This is a genomic window from Sphingomonas sp. NCPPB 2930 (assembly GCF_042867205.1).
Taxonomy (GTDB): Bacteria; Pseudomonadota; Alphaproteobacteria; order Sphingomonadales; family Sphingomonadaceae; genus Sphingomonas.
Map to the genome: position 1 here is coordinate 49,065 of NZ_JBHZQU010000001.1, position 21,155 is coordinate 70,219.

At 69.0% G+C, this 21,155-nt stretch carries 13 protein-coding genes; 12 read left to right on the forward strand and 1 reads right to left on the reverse strand.

The features are described from left to right. Positions 1 to 83 precede the first annotated feature (83 nt). From ACFX59_RS00205 to ACFX59_RS00260, 12 genes are all read left to right on the forward strand, one after another. The gene (locus ACFX59_RS00205) at positions 84 to 2,669 is read left to right on the forward strand and encodes a glycoside hydrolase family 2 protein (RefSeq protein WP_387428497.1); all 2,586 of its coding nucleotides are present in this window, start codon (positions 84 to 86) and stop codon (positions 2,667 to 2,669) included. Beyond that, positions 2,666 to 5,188 carry a glycoside hydrolase family 3 N-terminal domain-containing protein gene (locus tag ACFX59_RS00210; RefSeq protein WP_387428500.1) on the forward strand — a complete coding sequence of 841 codons (2,523 nt, stop codon included), beginning with the start codon at positions 2,666 to 2,668 and terminating at the stop codon, positions 5,186 to 5,188. Before ACFX59_RS00205 ends, ACFX59_RS00210 begins: the two co-directional genes overlap by 4 nt. Then, the gene (locus ACFX59_RS00215; RefSeq protein ID WP_387428503.1) at positions 5,185 to 6,618 is read left to right on the forward strand and encodes a glycoside hydrolase family 125 protein; all 1,434 of its coding nucleotides are present in this window, start codon (positions 5,185 to 5,187) and stop codon (positions 6,616 to 6,618) included. The genes ACFX59_RS00210 and ACFX59_RS00215 overlap by 4 nt, the downstream gene beginning before the upstream one ends. Continuing rightward, positions 6,615 to 8,927, forward strand: a complete 2,313-nt coding sequence (locus tag ACFX59_RS00220; RefSeq protein ID WP_387428506.1) for a GH92 family glycosyl hydrolase — start codon at positions 6,615 to 6,617, stop codon at positions 8,925 to 8,927. Before ACFX59_RS00215 ends, ACFX59_RS00220 begins: the two co-directional genes overlap by 4 nt. Before the next feature lie 23 nt (positions 8,928 to 8,950). Then, complete coding sequence (locus tag ACFX59_RS00225) at positions 8,951 to 10,861, forward strand: alpha-L-fucosidase (protein ID WP_387428508.1); 1,911 nt, start codon at positions 8,951 to 8,953, stop codon at positions 10,859 to 10,861. Between the two features lie 126 nt (positions 10,862 to 10,987). Then, complete coding sequence (locus ACFX59_RS00230) at positions 10,988 to 11,752, forward strand: SDR family NAD(P)-dependent oxidoreductase (RefSeq protein WP_387428511.1); 765 nt, start codon at positions 10,988 to 10,990, stop codon at positions 11,750 to 11,752. Positions 11,753 to 11,887: 135 nt separating this feature from the next. Next, on the forward strand, positions 11,888 to 13,903 hold the full coding sequence (locus ACFX59_RS00235) for an HAD-IIB family hydrolase (protein ID WP_387428513.1): 2,016 nt from the start codon (positions 11,888 to 11,890) through the stop codon (positions 13,901 to 13,903). Beyond that, positions 13,903 to 15,042 carry a glycosyltransferase gene (locus tag ACFX59_RS00240; protein WP_387429595.1) on the forward strand — a complete coding sequence of 380 codons (1,140 nt, stop codon included), beginning with the start codon at positions 13,903 to 13,905 and terminating at the stop codon, positions 15,040 to 15,042. The genes ACFX59_RS00235 and ACFX59_RS00240 overlap by 1 nt, the downstream gene beginning before the upstream one ends. Beyond that, positions 15,039 to 15,953 (forward strand): galactosyltransferase-related protein, encoded by a 915-nt coding sequence (locus ACFX59_RS00245; RefSeq protein ID WP_387428516.1) that lies wholly within the window; start codon positions 15,039 to 15,041, stop codon positions 15,951 to 15,953. The genes ACFX59_RS00240 and ACFX59_RS00245 overlap by 4 nt, the downstream gene beginning before the upstream one ends. Further along, entirely contained in the window at positions 15,950 to 17,026 is a 1,077-nt protein-coding gene (locus ACFX59_RS00250; protein ID WP_387428519.1) for a glycosyltransferase, read from the forward strand. The genes ACFX59_RS00245 and ACFX59_RS00250 overlap by 4 nt, the downstream gene beginning before the upstream one ends. Then, on the forward strand, positions 17,023 to 17,946 hold the full coding sequence (locus ACFX59_RS00255) for a polysaccharide pyruvyl transferase family protein (protein WP_387428521.1): 924 nt from the start codon (positions 17,023 to 17,025) through the stop codon (positions 17,944 to 17,946). Before ACFX59_RS00250 ends, ACFX59_RS00255 begins: the two co-directional genes overlap by 4 nt. Continuing rightward, positions 17,943 to 18,851: a glycosyltransferase family 2 protein gene (locus tag ACFX59_RS00260; RefSeq protein ID WP_387428523.1), complete on the forward strand. Its 909-nt coding sequence runs from the start codon at positions 17,943 to 17,945 to the stop codon at positions 18,849 to 18,851. Before ACFX59_RS00255 ends, ACFX59_RS00260 begins: the two co-directional genes overlap by 4 nt. Here ACFX59_RS00260 and ACFX59_RS00265 read toward each other — a convergent pair. Continuing rightward, on the reverse strand, positions 18,808 to 21,150 hold the full coding sequence (locus ACFX59_RS00265; RefSeq protein WP_387428526.1) for a TonB-dependent receptor: 2,343 nt from the start codon (positions 21,148 to 21,150) through the stop codon (positions 18,808 to 18,810). The two genes, ACFX59_RS00260 and ACFX59_RS00265, sit on opposite strands and share 44 nt — an antisense overlap. Between the last annotated feature and the right edge of the window lie 5 nt (positions 21,151 to 21,155).

Genomic DNA, 21,155 nt, shown 5'->3' on the forward strand with positions numbered 1-21,155 from the left:
GGCCGGGTCCGGCCTTTTGGTTCCATGTCCTTTGCCGTGCGGGGCTTGGTCCGCGCACCGATGCAGCTTCCGGGGAAATCGTCTTGAAACATCGTCTCGGCCTGATCCTGGCCGCGCTCGCCTTGCCCTTCCCCGCGCTCGCCGCGCCCAAGACGGTGGCGACGCTCGACCGCTGGCAGGTGCGGATCGACCCCAGGAACGCCGACGCCGCGCGTGCGCATCCGCAGGCGGCGGACTGGCTGGCCGCCACCGTGCCGGGCAGCGTGCAGCAGGACCTGATCGCCGCGAAGATCGTGCCCGATCCCTATAAGGGCGCGAACGAGGCCCCCATCCAGTGGGCGGGCCTGACCGGCTGGCAATATCGCACCACGCTGGACGTCACGCCCGAGATGCTGCGGCGCGATCATCTGGACCTGGTGTTCGACGGGCTCGACACTTTCGCGACCGTCACGGTCAACGGCCAGCCGCTCCTGTCGGCCGACAATGCGCATCGCCGCTGGCGGGCGGATGCCAAGCCGCTGCTGAAGGCGGGCGCGAACGAGGTGGTGGTCAGCTTCGCCTCGCCGATCAGGACGCTCCAGCCGATGGTGCTGGCCGAGAAGAACCCGCTGCCCGGCGAATATGACTCCCCCTATGGCGACGAGCCCAAGGGCAAGCAGACCTCGCCCTATATCCGTAAACCCAAATACCAATATGGCTGGGACTGGGCACCGCGCATCGTCGATATCGGCATCTGGCGCTCGGTCCGGCTGGAGGCGTGGGACGCCGCGCGGATCGACAATCTGCGGATCGAGCAGGAGGCGCTGACCGATGCCGAGGCGCGCATCCTCGCCCGCGCTTCGGTGGTGGCCGACCGCGCGCAGACCGGCCGGATGGACGTGACCGTCACCGGCCCCGACGGCCGCCGCATCCGCGTCCGCCGCGACGTCGCGCTCCAGCCGGGCGAGAATGACGTGGTCGTCCCCGTCTCGATCGCCCGGCCGCAACGCTGGCAGCCGGTCGGCTTCGGCGCGCATCCGCTCTATACCGTGGGGGCCGTATTGGCCGGGGCCGATGCGGTCGAGAAGCGCACCGGGCTGCGCACCGTCGAGTTGGTCCGGAAGGACGGCAGCTTCGGCCTGAGGATCAACGGGAACGTCATCTTTGCCAAGGGCAGCAACGTCATCCCCTTCGACGCCTTCCCCGCCCGCGTCGCCGCCGCGACCGAGCGTCAGATGCTGGAAAAGGCGGTCAAGGCGAACATGAACATGGTCCGCATCTGGGGCGGCGGCTATTATCCCGAGGACAGCTTCTACGACGCCGCCGACGCGCTGGGCCTGATGGTCTGGCAGGACTTCATGTTCGGCGGCAGCGTGACGCCCCCCGACGCCAAGTTCCGCGAAAATGTCCGCATCGAGGCGGAGGAACAGGTCGCCCGGCTCCAGTCGCACCCCTCGCTGGTCATCTGGGCGGGCAATAACGAGGTGCTGTCGGGCTGGGAAAACTGGTCGGATCGCAAGGCGTTCAAGAAGGCGGTCGGCCCGGACGAGCAGGAGCGGATCGGCACCGGCATGGCGGTGCTGTTCGACCGCGTGCTGCGCGATGCCGTCATCAAGAATTCGCCCGGCATCCCCTATTGGCCCGGCTCGCCCTCGACCGATTATGAGGGGCCGACCGACACCGACAAGGACGGCGACCGCCATTTCTGGGACGTCTGGTCGGGCTCCAAGCCGGTCGAGCGTTACACCGACAGCTGCCCGCGCTTCATGTCGGAATATGGCTTCCAGGCCTTCCCCGACCTGTCGACCATCGCGACCTTCGCCGACCCGGCGGACTTCCGCATCGACAGCCCGGTGATGAAGGCGCACCAGAAGTTCCTGGCGGGCGAAGGCAATGACCGCATCACCTTCTACCTGAAGCAGAATCTGCGCGACCCGCGCGATTTCGCCGATCTGGTCTATCTGAGCCAGGCGATGCAGGCGCGCGCCATCGGCCTGGCCGCACGCCATCACCGCGCCTGTCGTCCGGTGACGCTGGGTTCGCTCTACTGGCAGCTCAACGACAGCTGGCCCGCGATCAGCTGGTCCAGCATCGACTGGACCGGGCATGACAAGATGCTCCAGCACGAGGCGCGCCGCTTCTTCGCGCCCCAGACGATCGTGGCCGAGACCAAGCCCGGCGCGACCCGGATCGCGCTGGTGTCCGACGCCACGGCGCCCAAGCCGCTCGGCTGGCGCGTCACCGGCTATGGCATGGATGGCCGCAAGCTGGGCTCGCAATCGGGCAGCGTGACCATGGCCCCCGCCTCGGCCAGCGATGTCGCGACGATCCCCGATGCGACGATCTTCGCCGGTGCCGCGCCCGAGAGCAGCTATGCCGTCGCCGAACTGTTCGACGGGGACAAGGTGATCGCGCGCCAGATCGTCGAGCGGAAGGTGCCGCGCGACATGGCCTATCCGGCGCCGGGCATCACCGCACGCTGGGCGGGCAAGCAGCTGACGCTGACCGCGCGCCATCTCGCGCGGCAGGTACAGGTCAATTTCGGCACTTCCGCCGCCGAGCCGTCCGACGACGGCTTCGACCTGTTGCCCGGCGAGAGCATCACGCTCACCATCCAGAGCGACGCGGACGCGGCCACCCTGGCGCGCGAGCTGAACATCTACACCCTCGGTCCGAAGGACGCCCAGTGATCCCGTTCCTCCTCCTCGCCGCCGCCGGTCAGGCCGCCGCCCCAGCCCCAGCCCTGCCCCCCGCCGCGCAGTCGCTGTCCGTCGAACGCAAGGCGGCGCAGCTGGTCAACGAGGCCCCGGCCGAACCCGCGCTCGGCCTGCCCGCCTTCGACTGGTGGAGCGAGGGGCTGCACGGCATCGCGCGCAACGGTCCGGCGACCGTCTTTCCGCAGGCGATGGGCATGGCCGCCACCTGGGACCCCGCGCTGATCCAGAAGGTCGGCGATGTCGTCGCGGTCGAGGCGCGCGCCAAGTTCAACACCAAGCCGCTGAACGCCGATCGCGGCCTGTTCGAAGGGCTGACCATCTGGTCGCCCAACATCAACATCTTCCGCGATCCGCGCTGGGGCCGGGGCCAGGAAACCTATGGCGAGGACCCGTTCCTCACCAGCCGGATCGGCATCGCCTTCGTGCGGGGCCTTCAGGGCCCTGACCTGAAGCATCCCAAGGTCATCGCGACGGTCAAGCATCTCGCGGTCCATTCGGGCCCCGAGGGCGGACGCGACAGCTTCGACGTGATGGTGTCCCCGCGTGATCTGGAGGCGACCTACCTGCCCGCCTTCCGCGCGACGGTGACGGAGGGCAAGGCGCTGTCGCTGATGTGCGCCTATAACGCGATCCACGGCACGCCGGTCTGCGCCAATCCGATGCTGCTGACCCAGCGGCTGCGCACCGACTGGGGCTTCAACGGGCTCGTCGTGTCGGATTGCGACGCGGTCGGCAATATCTGGATGTTCCACCATGCCCAGCCCGACGCGCCCGCGGCGGCGGCGGCGGCGCTGCGCGCAGGGACCGACCTGAATTGCGGCAACACCTATCGCGCGCTGCCCGAGGCGCTGAAGCGCGGGCTGATCACCGAAAGCGAGATCGACACCGCGCTCGCCCGCGCGCTGGCGGTGCGGCGGATGCTGACGGTCGATTCGCCGTGGAACGCAATCAAGCCCAGCCAGTTCGGCACCCCCGCGCATCGCGCGCTGGCGCTGGAGACGGCACGCAAGGGCATCATCCTGCTCGACAATCCGAGCGACCTGCTGCCGCTCAAGGGCAAGCGGCTGGCGGTGTTCGGGGCCAATGCCGACGATCTGGGCGTGCTGGAGGGCAATTATCACGGGTCGGCGATCGATCCGGTGACGCCGCTGGAGGGAATCCGCCGCAAGTTCGGCCGTGACATCCGCTATGCGCAAGGGTCGGTGCTGGCCGAGGGGGCGTTCGTCAACGTGCCCGAGACCGCCTTGTCGGCGAACGGCAAGCCGGGTCTGGCCGTGGAGACGATGGGCGCGAACGGCCAGTGGAGCGCCGCCGGTCAGGATTCCCGCATCGACTTCAACTATACCAAGACCGCCCCCTTCCGCCGCCGCTGGACCGGCACGCTGACCCCGCCGGGGCCGGGCCAGTACAAGCTCCAGCTCAACGGCCCCGCCTGCTGGCACGCCTGCCCGCCGCATGATCCGGTCAAGCTGTGGATCGACGACCAGCTGGTCATCGATGGTGTGATCGGGGCCAAGGGCCTGGAGACCGTGATCGACAGCACCGCGCCCCGGCGCATCCGTGTCGAGATCGACCATAAGGGCGGCGACGAGGGCTTCCGCCTGCAATGGCTGCCCCCCGCCGAGGCGCTTCAGGCCGAGGCGCTGAAAGTCGCCGGGACCGCCGACGTGCTGGTCGCGGTCATCGGCCTGTCGCCCGATCTGGAGGGCGAGGCGCTGGGCGTCTCGGTCCCCGGCTTTGCGGGCGGCGACCGCACCGAGATCGTCCTGCCCGAGCCGCAGCGCAATCTGCTCGCCGCGCTCCAGGCGACCGGCAAACCCGTGGTTGCGGTCATCGTCTCGGGATCGGCCGTCTCGCTGGGCGACATCAAGCCCGCCGCCACGCTGGCGGCCTTCTATCCGGGCACCGAGGGCGGCACCGCGCTGGCCGAAATCCTGGCGGGCGACGTGAACCCGTCGGGCCGCCTGCCGGTCACCGTCTATCGCTCGACCGCCGACCTGCCCGCCTTTGCCGATTACGGGATGAAGGAGCGGACCTATCGCTACTTCACCGGCACCCCCGCCTGGGGCTTCGGCCATGGCCTGAGCTATACCCGGTTCGACTATGGCCAGCCGACCGTCACCGCCAGCGTCGCGGCGGGCCAGCCGGTCGAGGTCGCGGTGCAGCTGCGCAATGTCGGCCAGCGCAGCGGCGAAGAGGTGGCGCAGGCCTATCTCGTCCCGCCCGCCACCGACGAGAAGCTCGTCCTGACCGATCCCGTGCTCCAGAGGCAACTGGTCGGCTTCACCCGCATACCGCTCAAGCCCGGCCAGGCGGGGACGGCGCGCTTCACCATCGACCCGCGCCTGATGAGCCAGGTGTGGCGCGACGGCAGCCGCCGCATCCTGCCGGGCACGTACAAGCTCTATATCGGCGGCGGTCAGCCGGGGGACGGCGCGGGCCAGTGGACCCAGTTCACCGTGACCGGCGCGGCGCAGGACCTGCCGAAATGACCCCGAACCGTCGCGAACTGATCGCGGGGGCCGCCGCCCTCGCCGCCACCTCCGCCGCCCCCGCTTTCGCCGCCGCGCCCGGCTTCGTCAGCAAGCGTCCCCCGGTCGCCGAGCGCCGCTTCGTATCGAAGGCGGTCGAGGCGGAGATCACCCGCATCTCGAAGATGATCGCCGATCCCGAGCTCCGCTGGATGTTCGGGAACTGCTATCCCAACACGCTCGACACCACCGTGCTGTCGCTGGGCGAGGTGAACGGCAAGCCGGACGCCTTCGTCATCACCGGCGACATTCCCTGCCTGTGGCTGCGGGATTCGGCGGCGCAGCTGCGGCCCTATCTACATCTGGTGAAGCGCGATCCCGCGCTCGGGCGGCTGTTCCGCGGGCTGATCGGACGGCAGGCGCGGTCGATCCTGATCGACCCCTATGCCAATGCCTTCATGCAGGACCCGAACGCCAGGACGAACCTGAGCTGGGCGCTGCACGACGATACCGAGATGAAGCCCGGCGTCGCCGAGCGGAAGTGGGAGATCGACTCGCTCTGCTACGCGATCCGGCTGGCATATGGCTATTGGCGCGAGACGGGCGACACCGCGCCGTTCGATGCGGAATGGAAGGCCTCGGCCCGGTCGATCGTGAAGACCTTTCGCGAGCAGCAGCGCAAAGACGGCCTGGGCCCCTATCGCTTCCGCCGTTCCGCGCCCGAGCCGACCGAGACGCTCTATCGCGGCTATGGCCTGCCGACCCGTCCCAACGGCATGATCCATTCGGGCTTCCGCCCTTCGGACGATGCGTGCCTGTACGAACAGTTCGTGCCCGCCAATCTGTTCGCGATGACGACGCTGCGCGAACTCGCCGCGCTGTCGAACGCGGTCGGCGAGCCCGCTCTGGCGCAGGATGCGACCACGCTGGCCGCCGAGGTCGAGGCCGCGCTCCGGCAGCATGGCACAATGACGCTGCCCAACGGGCAGCGGGTCTGGGCCTATGAGGTCGATGGCTATGGCAATGCCGTCTTCATGGACGATGCCAATGTCCCCTCGCTCTCGGGCCTCGCCTATCTCGGCTGCGTCGATCCGGCCGATCCGCTGTGGCAGCGGACGCTCGCGGCGTGCTGGAGCACGGACAATCCCTGGTATTTCGAGGGCTCCGCGATCAGCGGCATCGGCGGCCCGCATACCGGGCCGGGCCAGGTCTGGCCGATGTCGGTCATCACCCGTGCGCTGACCTCAACCGATCCGGCCTTGCTGCGCGACAGCCTGGCGATGATCCGCCGGTCGCACGGCCATACCGGCTTCATTCACGAGGGGGTCGATATCAACGATCCCACCAAGTTCACGCGCGACTGGTTCGCCTGGGCCAATGGCCTGTTCGGCGAGCTGATCGTCCATGTCGCGGCCACCCGGCCCGAAGTTTTGCGGGAGACGTTCGCATGATTTTGACTCGCCGCTCGCTCCTCGCCGGGACCGCGCTCGCCACCTTGCCGCTCGATACGCTGGCCGCCCGCGTCGACACCCCGCCCGTTCTGCCGAACCTGTTCATCGGGACGGGCGGCGACGGCCATACCTATCCGGGCGCGGTCCTGCCCTTCGGCATGGTGCAGCTGAGCCCCGACACCGATGTCGAGCGCTGGGACACCTGCTCGGGCTATCACCATGGCGACAGCTCGATCATGGGGTTCAGCCACACCCATTTGTCGGGCACCGGGATCGGCGACATGCTCGACGTGCTGGTCGTGCCGACGCGCGGCGAGCTGAAGCTGTTGCCGGGGCCGTTGTCGGACCCGGATGCGGGCTATCGCCAGCGTTATTCGGACGAACAGGCGCAAGCCGGTTATTACCGCGTCAAGCTGGAATCCGGCGTGCTCGCCGAGCTGACCGTGACGGAGCGGACCGGCTGGCACCGCTACACCTATCCCAAGGGGCCGGGCCATGTCCTGGTCGACCTGTCGCACCTCGTCCTCGACAAGAGCGACGAGAAGCCGCTGATCACCGATGCCGAGATCACCGTCGAGCCCGACGGCACGATCACCGGCACGCGCCGCGTATTCCGCTGGGCCAAGGGGCGGCGCATCTTCTTTGCGATGCAGCTGTCGAAGAAGCCCAGCCGCATCCAGCTTTACGGCGATGGCGACGCGCCCGCGAACGGCACCGCCATCAAGGGCAACCGCCTGAAGGCCGCCTTGTTCTTCGACGAACTGGGTGATGCCCCGCTCCTCATCCGGTGCGGCATCTCGGCAGTCGATGTCGCCGGGGCGAAAGCGAACCTGGCGGCCGAGGCCAACCACTGGGATTTCGAGCGCACCCGCAAGGCCGCCGTGGCGCGCTGGTGGGATAAGAACTTCGGCATCCATGTCGAAGGCGGCACCAGCGACCAGCAGGTCATCATGGCCTCCGCCAATTACCACACGCTGATCGCGCCCACGCTCTTCTCCGACGTGGACGGCCGCTATGTCGGACTGGACGGACAGGTTCATACCCTGCCCGCGGGGCAGTCCGCGTACAGCACCTACTCCACCTGGGACACGTACCGCGCGCTGCACCCCTGGCTGATCCTGACCCAGCCCGCCCAGGCCAAGAAGCTGATCGACGACGTCATCCGCCAGACCCAGCAGAGCGCCTATGGCCCGCCGGTCTGGACGCTCCAGGGCAAGGAGACGGGGATCATGATCGGCTGGCACGGCACGCCGATCATGGCCGAGGCGATGGTGAAGGGCATTCCCGCCGACTATGCCGCCGCCTGGCCCGGCATCGCCAAGCGCAGCTTCGACTTCGCGGCGCCCGACATGGACAATAGCAAGGGCCGCGACCTGTACGACGCCAAGGGCTATGTCCCCGCCGACATCTGGTGGGAAAGCGTCAGCCGGACGCAGGAATATGCCTATGACGACTGGGCCGCGTCGCATATCGCGCGGCACGCGGGCGAGACCGCCGAGGCCCAGCGGCTGCTCAAGCGTTCGGGCAACTGGCGCAACGTCATCGATAGCGCGATCGGCTTTGCCCGACCGCGCTTCAACGACGGCAGCTGGTGGAAGGATTACGACCCGATCCAGCTCGGCCACATGCCCAAGCCCTGGTGGCGCGACTATACCGAGGCCAATGGCTGGCAGGCGACGTTCCTGAACCAGCATGACGTGTACGGCCTGATCCGCCACATGGGCGGGGACGCCAAGTTCGAGGCCAAGCTGGACGGCCTGTTCAACGCGCCCTCGACCCTGCCCAAGAATGCGCCGCCCGATATTTCGGGTCTGGTCGGCCAATATGCCCATGGCAACGAGCCCGACCAGCACGCGGCCTACCTGTACGCCTATGTCGGCGCGCCGTGGAAGACGCAGGCGATGGTTCGCCGCCTGCTGACCGAGATGTACAAGAACGCGCCCGACGGCATCATCGGCAATGACGATTGCGGCCAGATGAGCGCGTGGTTCCTGTTCTCGGCGCTCGGCTTCTATCCGGTCGATCCGGTCAGCGGCGCCTATGTCCTGGGCAGTCCGCTGTTCGAGCGGGTGCGGCTGTCACTGGGCGGGACCAGGACGCTGACCGTCGAGGCGAAGGGCAATCGCCCCGACACGCCCTATGTCCAGTCGGTGACCTGGAACGGCCGCCCCTGGACGAAGAGCTGGATCGACCATGCCACCCTGTCGAAGGGCGGCACCCTGTCCTTCACCATGGGCGCGCGGCCGAACCGCGCCTTCGGCCGCGATCCGAAGGACCGGCCGCCGTCCTTCGACCACAAGCCCGCCTGATCCCTCCCGGAGATACGTTGAAGATGATCGATTTCTCCCGCCGCGCCGTCCTTGCCTCCGGCCTGGTCGCGTCCGCCACGCCCGCTTTTGCCAAGGCGCGCGCCGGTGCCCCCGCCCCCTACGGCGCGGTCCCCTCGGCGCGTCAGTGGCGCTGGCACCAGCGCGAGCAATATGCCTTCGTCCACTTCGCCATGAACACCTTCACCGACAAGGAATGGGGTTACGGCGATGAAGACCCCAAGATGTTCAACCCGTCCGACTTCAGCGCGGACCAGATCGTCGCGGCGGCCAAGGCGGGGAACCTCAAGGGCATCATCCTGACCGCGAAGCATCATGACGGCTTCTGCCTGTGGCCGACCAAGCTGACCGAGCATTGCATCCGCAACTCGCCCTATAAGGACGGCAAGGGCGATATCGTCCGCGAGATGTCGGATGCGTGCAAGCGCGGCGGGATCGCGTTCGGCATCTATCTCTCGCCCTGGGACCGCAACCGCGCCGATTATGGCACCCCCGCCTATATCGACTATTATCGCAAGCAGGTGGTCGAGCTCTGCACCGGTTATGGCGAGCTGTTCGAATTCTGGTTCGACGGCGCGAATGGCGGCGACGGCTATTATGGCGGCGCGCGCGAGACGCGGCAGATCGATGCACCCAAATATTACAACTGGCCCTCGATCATCGCGCTGGTCCATCAATATCAGCCCATGGCGTGCACCTTCGACCCGCTGGGCGCGGACATTCGCTGGGTCGGCAATGAGGACGGCATTGCGGGCGATCCCTGCTGGCCGACCATGCCCAACCACCCTTACGTCCAGTCGGAGGGCAATTCGGGCGTGCGCGGCGGCGCGCTGTGGTGGCCGGCCGAGACCAACACCTCGATCCGGCCCGGCTGGTTCTATCACGCCGACGAGGACTCCAAGGTCCGGTCGCCTGAGAATCTCGTCGGCTATTTCGACACCTCGGTCGCGCGCGGCACCAATATGAACCTGAACCTGCCGCCCGACCGGCGTGGCCGCATTCCCGATCAGGACGTCAAGATCCTGAAGAGCTTCGGCGATGCGATCCGCGCCAGCTTCGCGACCGACCTCGCGCAAGGGGCGGTGGCGAGCGCCAGCCATGTTCGCGGCAAGGGGTTCGAGGCGGCCCGCGTCCTCGACGGCGACCGCGACACCTATTGGTCGGCCCCCGATGGCGTGACCACCCCCAGCCTGACGCTCGACCTGCCGCCCGGCCGCAGCTTCGACCTGATCCGCATCCGCGAATATCTGCCGCTCGGCGTGCGGGTCACGCGCTTCGCGGTCGATGCCGAGGTGAACGGCCAGTGGCAGCAGCTTGCCGAGCATGAGTGCATCAGCGCGCAGCGGATCATCCGCCTGCCCACCCCGATCACCGCCAAGCGGGTCCGCCTGCGCATCGTCGACGCGCCGGTCTGCCCGGCGATCAGCGAGGTGTCGCTGTTCCGGAGCGTCGTGCCGGTCCCCGTCCCCGCCATCGTGTCGAGCGATCCCACGGTGCTGGCGACCACCGACTGGACGATCGTCTCGGCAAGTGCGCCGGGCGCGGAGAAGCTGCTCGACAATGACGCCAAGACCATCTGGATCCAGCCCGCGCCGACGCCGGGCAAGCCCGCCAGCGTCACCGTCGACATGGGCCAGGTCCGCGATGTGGCGGGCTTCAGCCTGACTCCCTCGCGCCAGGTGATGGTCGATGCCGCCCCGCCGCGCGGCTATGTCGCGGAGACGAGCGTCGACGGCAAGAACTGGACCCCGGCGGGTTCGGGCGAATTCTCCAACATCGCCTATGCGCTTTCCACCCAGCGCCTGCCCTTCACCAGTGTCCGGCCGGTCCGCTATCTGCGGCTGAGCTTTGCCGAAATGTCCAAGCCCGCCGCCAATCTGGCGATTGCGGGGATCGGCGCCTTCACCAAGCGCTGAGCCTCCCAGCGCCCCGTCGCGGCCGGACCATCCGGCGCGGCGGGGCGTCCTCCTGTCCCGTCATGCGGAACAGTGCGGGGTCCGGGTGGTTGAGCCGGGCCTGAGCACAGGACAGGAGATGCAGCCATGGCCCGTTTCGACGGCAAGATCGCGATCGTCACCGGCGCGGCCTCGGGCATCGGCGAAGGCGCCGCGCGCCGCTTCGCGCAAGAGGGTGCGACTCTCGTCCTCGGCGACACGGATCAGGACGGCCTGGCGACGCTGGCCGAGGCGCTGGCCCCTGCGACCGTCGCGACGCGGCCGACCGACGTGTCCAGAATGGCCGATTGCGAGGCGCTGGTCGCGCTGGCGATCGAGCGGTTCGGGCGTGTAGACATCCTGGTCAGCAACGCCGGGATCGATCATCTCGGCAAGCTCGACGAGGGCGATTTCTCGGCCTTCACTAAGGTCATCGAGACCGACCTGTACGGCGTCGTCCAGATGGCGCGCGCCGCGATCGCGCCCTTGCGCGCGGCGAAGGGGTGCATCATCAACATGTCCTCCGTCTCCGGTCTGGGCGGCGACTGGAACCACAGCTTCTATTGTGCCGCCAAGGGGGCGGTCACCAACTTCACCCGCGCGCTGGCGATGGACGAGGCGGCGAACGGCGTGCGCGTCAATGCGGTCAATCCGTCGCTGACCTACACCGCGCTGACCGAGGGCATGAAGGAACAGCCCGAGCTGATCGCCAGGTTCGAGGCGCGCATCCCGATGGGCCGGGGGGCCGAGCCCGACGATATCGCCGGGGCCATCGCCTTTCTGGCCAGCGAGGACGCCCGGTTCATCACCGGCATCAACCTGCCCGTGGATGGCGGCCTGAGCGCCTCCAATGGCCAGCCACCGCTCAGCTGACGACCGTAATATAGATATATATCAAGATCGGCACCGGGCCGCATTGCTCCATAAAAATTAGCTTATGTTTCCATCATCGTTCTGGGAGCCAAACAAAATATCCGACGTTGTCCCTCTATAACGAAAGGGGCGAGCTTGATCATTGTTCATCTGGCGCTTGGCGGGTGCCTGAAATCGCCACCTGTCCATTATGGTATCACCGCCGATACGGGCGGCCATATTGCCTATATTCTTGATGCCGCCGCCGCGCAGGCCGACAATATTGACACGCATCAAGTTTCGATCGTCACCCGGCTGTTCGAGGGCGAGGGTCTGGCGGTCGAGCATGGCCTGTCGAGCGAACGCCTGTCGCCCCGCCTGACCATCGACCGGATCGCGACCGCCAATCGCGGCTATCTGGAAAAGGAAGCACTGGCCGAGGACCTGTCCGCCTTTACCGAGGCGTTCTGCGCGCATCTCGCGCGGCTGCCCCGGCTTCCCGACGTCATCCACGCGCATTTCTCCGACGCCGCCGCCGTCGCGGCCGAGGCAAGGCGCCGCTTCGCCATTCCCTTCGTCTATACCCCACATGCGCTGGGCATCGACAAGCAGACGCATCAGGGCTCCTGCCCCGCGCTCGATGCCCGTATCGCCGCCGAGCGGACCGCGATCGCCCAGGCGGATGCGATCATCGTGTCGACCCGCGACGAGGCCGATCGGCAGGTCCATGCCTATGACACGCCCGTCTCGGGGCGCATCCACTGCATCCCGCCCGGCGTGCCCAGCCGCGACCTGCGGCCGTCGTCGCGACCGTCGCTGGCCGCGCGGCTGGACCAGTGGCTCGACGATCCGGCCAAACCGATCGTGCTCGCCATCGCCCGGCCGGTCGCCAAGAAGAACCTCGCCGCGCTGGCCCGCGCCTATGCCGCCTCTCCCAAGCTCCAGCGCGCGGCCAATCTGGTCATCCTGGCCGGGCAGCATGACGGCCCCGGCTCGGCCGAGGAACGCGCGGTCCTCGCGGAATTGCAGGCGCTGGTCGAGGCGCCCGGCTTGCGCGGTCATGTCGCGCTGCCGCCTGTGCATGACGGACATGACGTCGCCGCGCTGTACGACCGCGCTGCGCAAGGGGGGGTCTTCGTCAATCCCGCGCTGCACGAACCCTTCGGGCTGACCCTGATCGAGGCCGCCGCCGCCGGCGTGCCGGTGGTCGCGACCCGGCATGGCGGCCCCAGCGAGATCGTCGCCCATCTGGGCCATGGCCTGCTGGTCGATCCGCGCGACGGGGCCGCCATCGCCGAAACCTGCCTGTCGATCATCGCCTCTCCCGAACGTCATGCCGCGATGAGCCGCGCGGGCCGCGAGGGCGCGGCGCGCTATGATTGGGGCCGCTATGCGGCGGAGTCGGTCGCGCTCTATGCCCGCCTGCCACGCGCGCCGGGGCTGCTCGCCAGCGATATCGATCACACGCTGACCGGCTGTCCGGCGGGGGCCCATGGCTTTGCCCAGTGGCGACAGGGCAGCGACCTGCCCTTCGTCGTCGCCACGGGCCGCTCCTTCGCGATGGCGCGGATGATCCTGTCGCAATGGGGCCTGCCCGAACCCGACGCCTTCATCACCGATGTCGGCACCCGCATCATGCTGAAGGGGCAGCGCGGGTGGCAGGAATGCCCGGTCTATGCCGCGCGGCTGGACGAGGGGTGGAACCGCAAGGCGGTGGCGACCGCGCTCAAGCCGCTGCGCCTGCGCCCGCAACCGCGCGACACGGCGGGGCCGCACAAGATCAGCTTCTTCGGCACCGCCGAGGATGCCGCGCGGGTCCGCGCCGTCCTGTCCGAACAGGGGCTGGCCGCCAAGGTCGTCTATTCGCATGGGCGGCTGATCGACGTGTTGGCGCCGCTGGGCGGAAAGGCGGCGGCGGTCGCGGCCTATGCGCGGCGACTGGACCTGCCGGTCGGCGCCTGCATCGCAGCGGGCGATAGCGGCAACGATGTCGACATGCTGGAGGCGTGCGGCCATGCCATCGTCGTCGGCAATGCCAGCGACGAGCTGGACGGGCTGGCCCCGCGCGACGGGCTGCTGCGCGTCGCCGGGCATCATGCCAATGGCGTGCTGGAAGGGCTGGAGCGGCTGGGGCTGACCGAGCCGATGCTGATGCGTGCGAGCGCGGCGTGATGCGGCCCTTCGGTTATTTCGTCCATCATCAGGGGCGCGGCCATGCCGAACGCTGCGCCGCCATCCTGAACGCGCTGCCGCCCGAACGCCCGGCCACCATCTTCTGCGCGCGCGACGACATCTTCCCGCCGCTCCCCCCGCAGGTCGAGCTGATCGTCATCCCCTCGCTGTTCGAGCCGACGGGGGCCGAGGCGGGCACGATGGACTCGGTCCCGACGCCCGAGACGCTGCATTGCGCGCCGCTCGGCTGGCCGGGCATCCGCCATGCCATGGCGGTGATCGCGGGCTGGTTCGACCGCGCCGACCCCGCGTTGATGATCTGCGACGTGTCGGCGGAGATCGCGCAGCTGTCGCGCATCTGCTCGGTGCCGCATGTGAAGGTCCTGCAGCATGGCGACCGGGGCGATGCGGGGCACCGCGCGGCCTATGACGGCGCGGCGGGGCTGCTCGCGGCGTTCGACGAGGCGCTGGCCCAGCCCGAATGGGACGATGCGATGCTGGCCAAGACCTGTTTCGCGGGTGGCCTGGGCGTCGACACCCGCGTGCCCGAGCGCGAGCTGGCGCGCCAGCGGATCGGCGTCGGCGCGGAGGAGGAGGTCATCCTCGTCCTCTCCGGCGGCGGCGGCGGCGGTTTCGCGCAGGCCCCGCTGGGCGTCGGCGCGCGCAGCCGTCCGGGCGCGCGCTGGATCACCATCGGCCCGGTCGTGCGCGACTGGCACGCGACCGAGCCCGGCAATATCGAGCATCGCGGCTGGGTCGACAATCCGGCCGACCATGTCGCCGCCGCCGACCTGGTCATCGCCTCGACCGGCAACACCACCTGCCAGCAGATCCTGGCCGCCGCCCGGCCGTGGCTCGCCATTCCCGAATGGCGCTATTTCGACGAGCAGCATCGCAAGGCCGAGGCGCTGGCGGCGGCGGGGGCGGCATGCGTCCGCCCGCATCTGCCCTCCTCGGCCCAGGCGTGGACGGCGGCGCTGGCCGAGACGCGCGCCACCCACCGCCCCGCGCTCCAGCGCGCGATGATCGCCGACACGCCCGCGCAGGATGCCGCCGACTGGCTGGAGGCGCTTACCGCGCGGCTCTGGCCGGTCGAGCTTTCCCTTACCACCCCTACCCCCAGCGGAGCCCATTCATGATCTCGGTCGTCACGCTTGCCGGGGGCCGCCCCGATCATCTGCGCAACGTCGTCCTCGGCCTTAGCCGCCAGACGACCATGCCCGCCGAACTGATCGTCGCGGTCATTCAGGACGCGCCCTATGACTTGCCGGATGCGCCCTTTCCCATTCGCCAGATGATGGTGTCGGGCCCGCACCTGCCGCTCGCCTCCGCGCGCAACGCGGCGGCGAAGGCGTGCGTCGGCGAAAAGATCGTCTTCCTCGACATGGACTGCATCCCGACGCCCGATCTGCTGGCCGATTACGACCGCTGCCTCGATGAGATGGACGGGCTGTTGATGGGCGAGGTGATGTATCTGCCCGGCGGCGCGACGCAGGGCGAATGGCGCTATGAGGACTTCGCCGCCGTCGCCGTCCGCCATTCCGACCGGCGAGGGCCCCCGCCCGAAGGGATCGAACGCTGCGCCGATTATCGCTGCTTCTGGTCGCTGAACTTCGCGATGCGGCGCGCGACCTTCCTGGCGACCGGCGGCTTCGACGAACGCTATGCGGGCTATGGCGGCGAGGACACTGATTTCGGCAAGGTGGTGGACAAGGCGGGGGTGCCGATCGCCTGGATCAAGGGCGGGCTCGCCTATCACCAATATCATCCGCACCACATGCCGCCGGTCCACCATATCGACAGCGTGGTGCGCAATGCCGAGCTGTTCGAGGCGAAATGGGGCTATCGTACCATGGGGCACTGGCTGCACGCCTTTCGCCTGATGGGGCTGATCGACGACACGCCCGGCCGCCCGATCCGCATCCTGCGCCGCCCGGACAAGGACGACCTCGCCCTGACCGGGCAGCAGAGCCACCAGCCCTATGCCAATACCGCCAGCGTCATCCGCCTGCTGGAGGAGCGCGCCGCCGGGTCCCGCGTCGCCGCATGAGGATCGCGCTGCTCGCCCATGTCCGCCAGCCGATCCGCCAACCCTTTCTCGGCGGCATGGAGGCGCATGGCTGGTATCTGGCGGAGGGGCTGGCGGCGCGCGGGCATGAGGTGGTGCTGTTCGCCAGCGGCGACAGCGACCCGCGCTTCACGCTCGATCCGGTGCTGCCCGTCCATTACGAGGCGGTGTTCCCCTGGGCCGAGCATCGCGGCAAGCCCGAGCTGATCGCGCATGTCGATGCCGGTTACGCCGCCGCCTGCGACCGGATCGCGCGCGGCGGGTTCGACGTGGTGCACAATAACAGCCTGCACCGCTTCCCGCTGGAGCCGCGCCGCACCGCCGCAACGCCGACCGTCACCTCGCTGCACGTGCCGCCCTATGACGCGCTCCATTATTTCGTCACCGCCAGCCCAGGCCCGACCCACAGGCTGACCGTCACCTCGGCGCGCCAGCTCGCCGCCTGGTGGCCGCAGGGGGCACCGCCCGAAGCCTCGGTCCTGCACAACGCCATCGATCCCGCCGCCTGGCCCTTCGTGGCGCAGGGCAATGGCGAGGCGGTGTGGTGCGGCCGGATCACCCCCAATAAGGGCCCGCATCTGGCCGCGCTCGCCGCGCGCAAGGCGGGCATCCCCCTCACCCTGTTCGGCGCCATCGAAGACCCGGATTATTGGGGGGCGGCGGTCGAGCCCCTGCTCGGCGACGGCATCCGCTATGGCGGGCATCTCGACGGCCCCGCGCTGGCGCGGGAAATCGGGCGGGCCTCGGTCTTCCTCTTCACCCCCTGTTGGGACGAGCCCTTCGGCCTGGTCGCCATCGAGGCCATGGCCTGCGGCCTTCCCGTCGCCGCCTTTGACGAAGGCGCGGCGGCCGAAGTCGTCGGTGAGGCGGGGTGCCTGGCCCCGGCGGGCGATGTGGAGGCGCTCGCCCGCGCGATCGACACGGCCAGGGCCATTCCCCGCACGGTCGCCCGCCACCGGGTCGAGACCCATTTCGCGCGCGACCGCTGGCTCGACCGGTGCGAGGCGCTCTATGCGGAGGTCTGCGCCGCCGCGCGCGTGACGCGGGCCGCATGAGCGAGGATGTCATCGCCCGGCAGCAGGCGGCGTTGCGCGACCTGTACCGCCACCATGTCGCGCCCGGCGAGCCCTATGCGCTGGTCGACTTTCCCGACCATCCCAATGTCGGCGACAGCGCGATCTGGCTGGGCGAGATCGCCATGCTCCATGCGGTCGGCGCGGGCGATCCGGCCTATAGGTCGCGCTGGGACGATTTCGATGCGGCCGCCTTCGTCGCGGCCTGCCCGATCGGGCCGATCCTGATCCATGGCGGCGGCAATCTGGGCGATATCTGGCCGCACCATCAGCATTTTCGCGAAAGCCTGATCCGCGATTTCCCCGATCGCCGCATCGTCCAGCTACCCCAGTCGATCCATTTCCGCGATCCCGCCCATCGCGACCGTTTCGCCGCGCTGGTCGCCGGGCATGGCGACTTCCACCTTCATGTCCGCGATGCCGCCAGCCTGGAACTGGCGCGGCGGCATTTCGATTGTCCGGTCGCCTTGTCCCCCGACTCCGCCTTCGGGCTCGGACCGCTGCCGCGCCCCCGCGCGCCCGACTGCCATAGCCTGATGCTGTTACGGACCGATGCCGAACGCGCCGCGCGGGACGACCGGCTGTTGCGGCAAAGCCCGGATGCGGTGGCGCTGGACTGGCTGGACGAGACGCCCCCGACCGAGGCCGACTTCACCGCACGGGCGCGGGCGCGGGTGGAGCGCGGGCTCCGTCTTTTGTCACGCGGGGAGCAGGTCGTCACCGATCGGCTGCACGGTCATATCCTGGCGCTGCTCCTCGGGCTGCCGCATGTCGTGCTCGACAATGACTATGGCAAGGTCGCCGCCTATATCGGCGCATGGACCCGTGGTTCACCGCTGGTTCGTCAGGCCGCCACCCCGGACGAGGCGATGGCGCTGATCGGTGCGGCGATGACGGCATGATCGACGTCAGCCTGCTGATCTGCACGCGCAATCGCCGCGACAGCCTGTCCGCCACGCTCGCCTCGATCGCGAGGGCAGCGGGGTCCACGCGGCTGGAGGTGATCGTGGTCGACAACGGGTCCACCGACGACAGCGCCGCGATGGTCCGGCACTGGGCCGCCGAACAGGCTTTTGCGGTCCGACTGCTGGTCGAACCCCGCGCCGGGCTCGCGCGGGCGCGCAACGTCGCAATGGCGGCCGCGCGGGGGCGGATCATCGCGATGACCGATGACGACTGCGTGCTCCATGCCGACTATTTCGGGCGGCTGGCCGACGCCTTTGCGCGCCATCCTGGCCCGGTCATCATCGGCGGGCGTATCCTGCTGGGCGATCCGTCCGACCTGCCGGTCACGGTCAAGCTGGAGGATCATCCGATGATCGCGGGCCGCGATGCCTTTCCCGGCGGCTTCGTGATGGGCGCCAACCTGGCCTTCACCGCCGATATCCGCGAGAAGGTCGGCGCGTTCGACGAGCGGTTCGGCGCGGGCGCCCCCTTTCGCGCGGCCGAGGATACCGACTTCCTGTTCCGCGCGCTGGGGCGGGATATTCCGGTGCTGTACGATCCCGGTTTCGTCGTGGACCATCATCACGGCCGGAAAGCCGCGCACGAGGTGGTCGCGCTGCTGGCGGGCTATGGCTATGGCGACGGGGCGCTGTATGCCAAGCATTTATGGCGGGATGCCCGGATCGCCCGCACGATCCGCGACGACCTGCGCAACCTGGCGACGCGGTTCGCCGGGCCTGTCCCGCAGATCCGACATTTCCACGCCTTTCGTCTGCGCCATATCCTCGCAGGCTTTGCCCGCTATGGCCGTGAGGCGATCAGAAGTCGGCGCTCAGGCGCAACCCCATCGTCCGCGGCCTGACCGGGGTCGAGACATTGTGCCGCCCGAGCAGGATCGGGTTGCCAAAGGCGAAGCGGTTGCCGCGCTCGTCGAGCAGATTGTCGACCGTCAGCGCCAGCGCATAGCGACCATGGCGCGCGGTCAGCCCGGCATCGACGACGCCATATCCCCCCTGCCGCACGTCGAGCATGTCGCCCACCCCCAGCACGGAGGGACCGACAAAGGCCGCATCGACCCGCGCCGACAGCGTCAGCTCCGGCGCCACCCGCAGGTCGCGGATCACCCCCAGCCGCGCCGATATGCTGGGCGTCTCGGGCAGACGCCGATTGCGCGCCCGGCTGAGCATCGCGGTCGATCCCGTCACCCGGTTGTCGGTCAGGAACAGGGCGGCGTTGATATGCCAGTCCTGCTGCGGCACCCAGTCGGCCCAGCCCTCCAGCGCGTCGACCCGTGCATCGCCGATATTGCTGGTCGCGGGCTGGCCGCCGCGCCCTAACAGATCGGCCTGGATCGATCGCCAATTGGCGCGCGACACGCTGACCGAGGCGGACAGGCCGGTATCGCCGCGTCGCAGATGGCGCAGGCCCAGCTCGACCATCGCGATCGAATCGGGGTCGAAATTGGCGACCCGCCCGACCCCCGCTGCCACGGCCAGACCGCCGGTGCGGAAACCCGATTGATAGCGGCCGAACAGGGTCCAGTCGCCGCCCGGCTGCCAGGTGAAGCCCAGGGTCGGATCGACCCGCGCGGTCGACCGCCCCCGGACATATTGGCCGCTGCGCGGCGTGATCGACGGCTCGCCATCGACCCGCGCGAGGGTGACGCGCCCGCCCAGCGTCACCCAGAGCGCCCGTGTCACCGGATGTGTCGCCTCGCCGAAGATCGCGCCGCTGCGGGTGACGTTGGTCACGCCGATCACCGGCCGCACGCCCTGGCGAATGGTCAGCGAGCGCCCCATGACCGACTGGTCCGACACCACGTTGATGCCGACCACCCAGGATCCCCCGCCGGGCAGGCGCCGCGACAAACGGCTTTCGTGCGAGAACAGCGTCTTGTCGCTCGACAGCTGATAGGATTCGACCGCCCCCACCGCGCTGGCGTCGAAATTCTCGAACGACGCGCCGTCCACCAGCCCGGTGGCGGAGACGAATTGCAGCCCGCTCGCCCAATCCTTGGACAGGAGGATACGGGCGAAGCTCATATCGCTCCAGGACGGTTGCGGAATCGCGGCACGCGTGACCAGCGAGTCCTCGTGCGTCACATATTGCGCATCGCGCGCGACGATCGACTGGGCGCCGCCGCCCAGCTCCACCCGCCAGCCGTCGCCGGGGGCCAGGCGCAACGTCGCACGGCCGCCATTGGTCAGCACCCGGTTGATGTCGGTCCGTTTCGTGCGGCTATTGTCGATATAGCCGCCCGTTACCCCGCGATAGCCGACGACACGCAGTCCCAGCGTCTGCGGGATCGCCACCAGATTGGCGACCAGGGCCATATCCGCACTGGGTGCGCCATGCGCGGTCAGGGCGCCGCCGATCTCGACATGCCCGCCGTCGCGATCGAGCGACACCGGGTTGGAGGTCAGCCGGATGATGCCGCCGATCGCCCCCGAGCCGTGCAGCGCGCCTTGCGGCCCCTCGGCCACCTCGACCGAGCCGATGTCATAGAGTTTCAGTCCCGGATCGGGCCCGGCAAAGGCGATCTGGACATCGTCCAGATACAGGCTGGCGGTCGACTCGGTCGCGCCGTTGAAGCTGCTGTCGGCGATGCCCCGGATGAACAGCTTGTTGCGCCCCGGCCCCAGCGCGGTCGTCTGGAGGATCGGGGTCTGCGCCGCCACGTCGCTGAGGTTGATCGAGCCGGCGGGCAGGGTGACACCGCGCCCGACCACCGAAACGCTGCCCGGATAGCGGGCCAGCGCCGTGCCCTGTTTGCTGGCGGTGACGATGATGTCCTGCCCGTTGGTCGCGGGGGGAGGCACGGTTTTGGGATGCGCGATCTTCGCCGGTCGCGCGATACGCGGCGCCCCGACGACCCGGAAACTGGTCGGATCGATCGCCACCGCGCGATAGCCGGTGCCCCGCAACAGCCGGTCTAGCGCGCGGGCGGGGGTGGCGGTGAGATGGAGCGTCGCGGTGCGGACGCGGTTCAGCCGGTCATCGGTCGCGACGATCGTGATCCCGGCCTGCCGCGCCAGTTCGCGCAGCGCGAAATCCAGCGTCGCGGGGGCCAGCACGATCCGGCGCGGGGCGGTCGCCGCGTCGCCATAGTCCTGCGGCTGCGCGCGGGCGGCGGCGGGCATGGCAAGGGTCGCCAGGGCCATCAGGC

Bases quoted from the DNA above. Each gene is read 5' to 3' on its own strand.
- ACFX59_RS00260 (WP_387428523.1), top strand. From the start codon at position 17,943: ATGATCGACGTCAGCCTGCTGATCTGCACGCGCAATCGCCGCGACAGC.
- ACFX59_RS00220 (WP_387428506.1), top strand. From the start codon at position 6,615: ATGATTTTGACTCGCCGCTCGCTCCTCGCCGGGACCGCGCTCGCCACC.
- ACFX59_RS00230 (WP_387428511.1), top strand. From the start codon at position 10,988: ATGGCCCGTTTCGACGGCAAGATCGCGATCGTCACCGGCGCGGCCTCG.
- ACFX59_RS00225 (WP_387428508.1), top strand. From the start codon at position 8,951: ATGATCGATTTCTCCCGCCGCGCCGTCCTTGCCTCCGGCCTGGTCGCG.
- ACFX59_RS00215 (WP_387428503.1), top strand. From the start codon at position 5,185: ATGACCCCGAACCGTCGCGAACTGATCGCGGGGGCCGCCGCCCTCGCC.
- ACFX59_RS00265 (WP_387428526.1), bottom strand. From the start codon at position 21,150: ATGGCCCTGGCGACCCTTGCCATGCCCGCCGCCGCCCGCGCGCAGCCG.
- ACFX59_RS00240 (WP_387429595.1), top strand. From the start codon at position 13,903: ATGCGGCCCTTCGGTTATTTCGTCCATCATCAGGGGCGCGGCCATGCC.
- ACFX59_RS00250 (WP_387428519.1), top strand. From the start codon at position 15,950: ATGAGGATCGCGCTGCTCGCCCATGTCCGCCAGCCGATCCGCCAACCC.
- ACFX59_RS00255 (WP_387428521.1), top strand. From the start codon at position 17,023: ATGAGCGAGGATGTCATCGCCCGGCAGCAGGCGGCGTTGCGCGACCTG.
- ACFX59_RS00245 (WP_387428516.1), top strand. From the start codon at position 15,039: ATGATCTCGGTCGTCACGCTTGCCGGGGGCCGCCCCGATCATCTGCGC.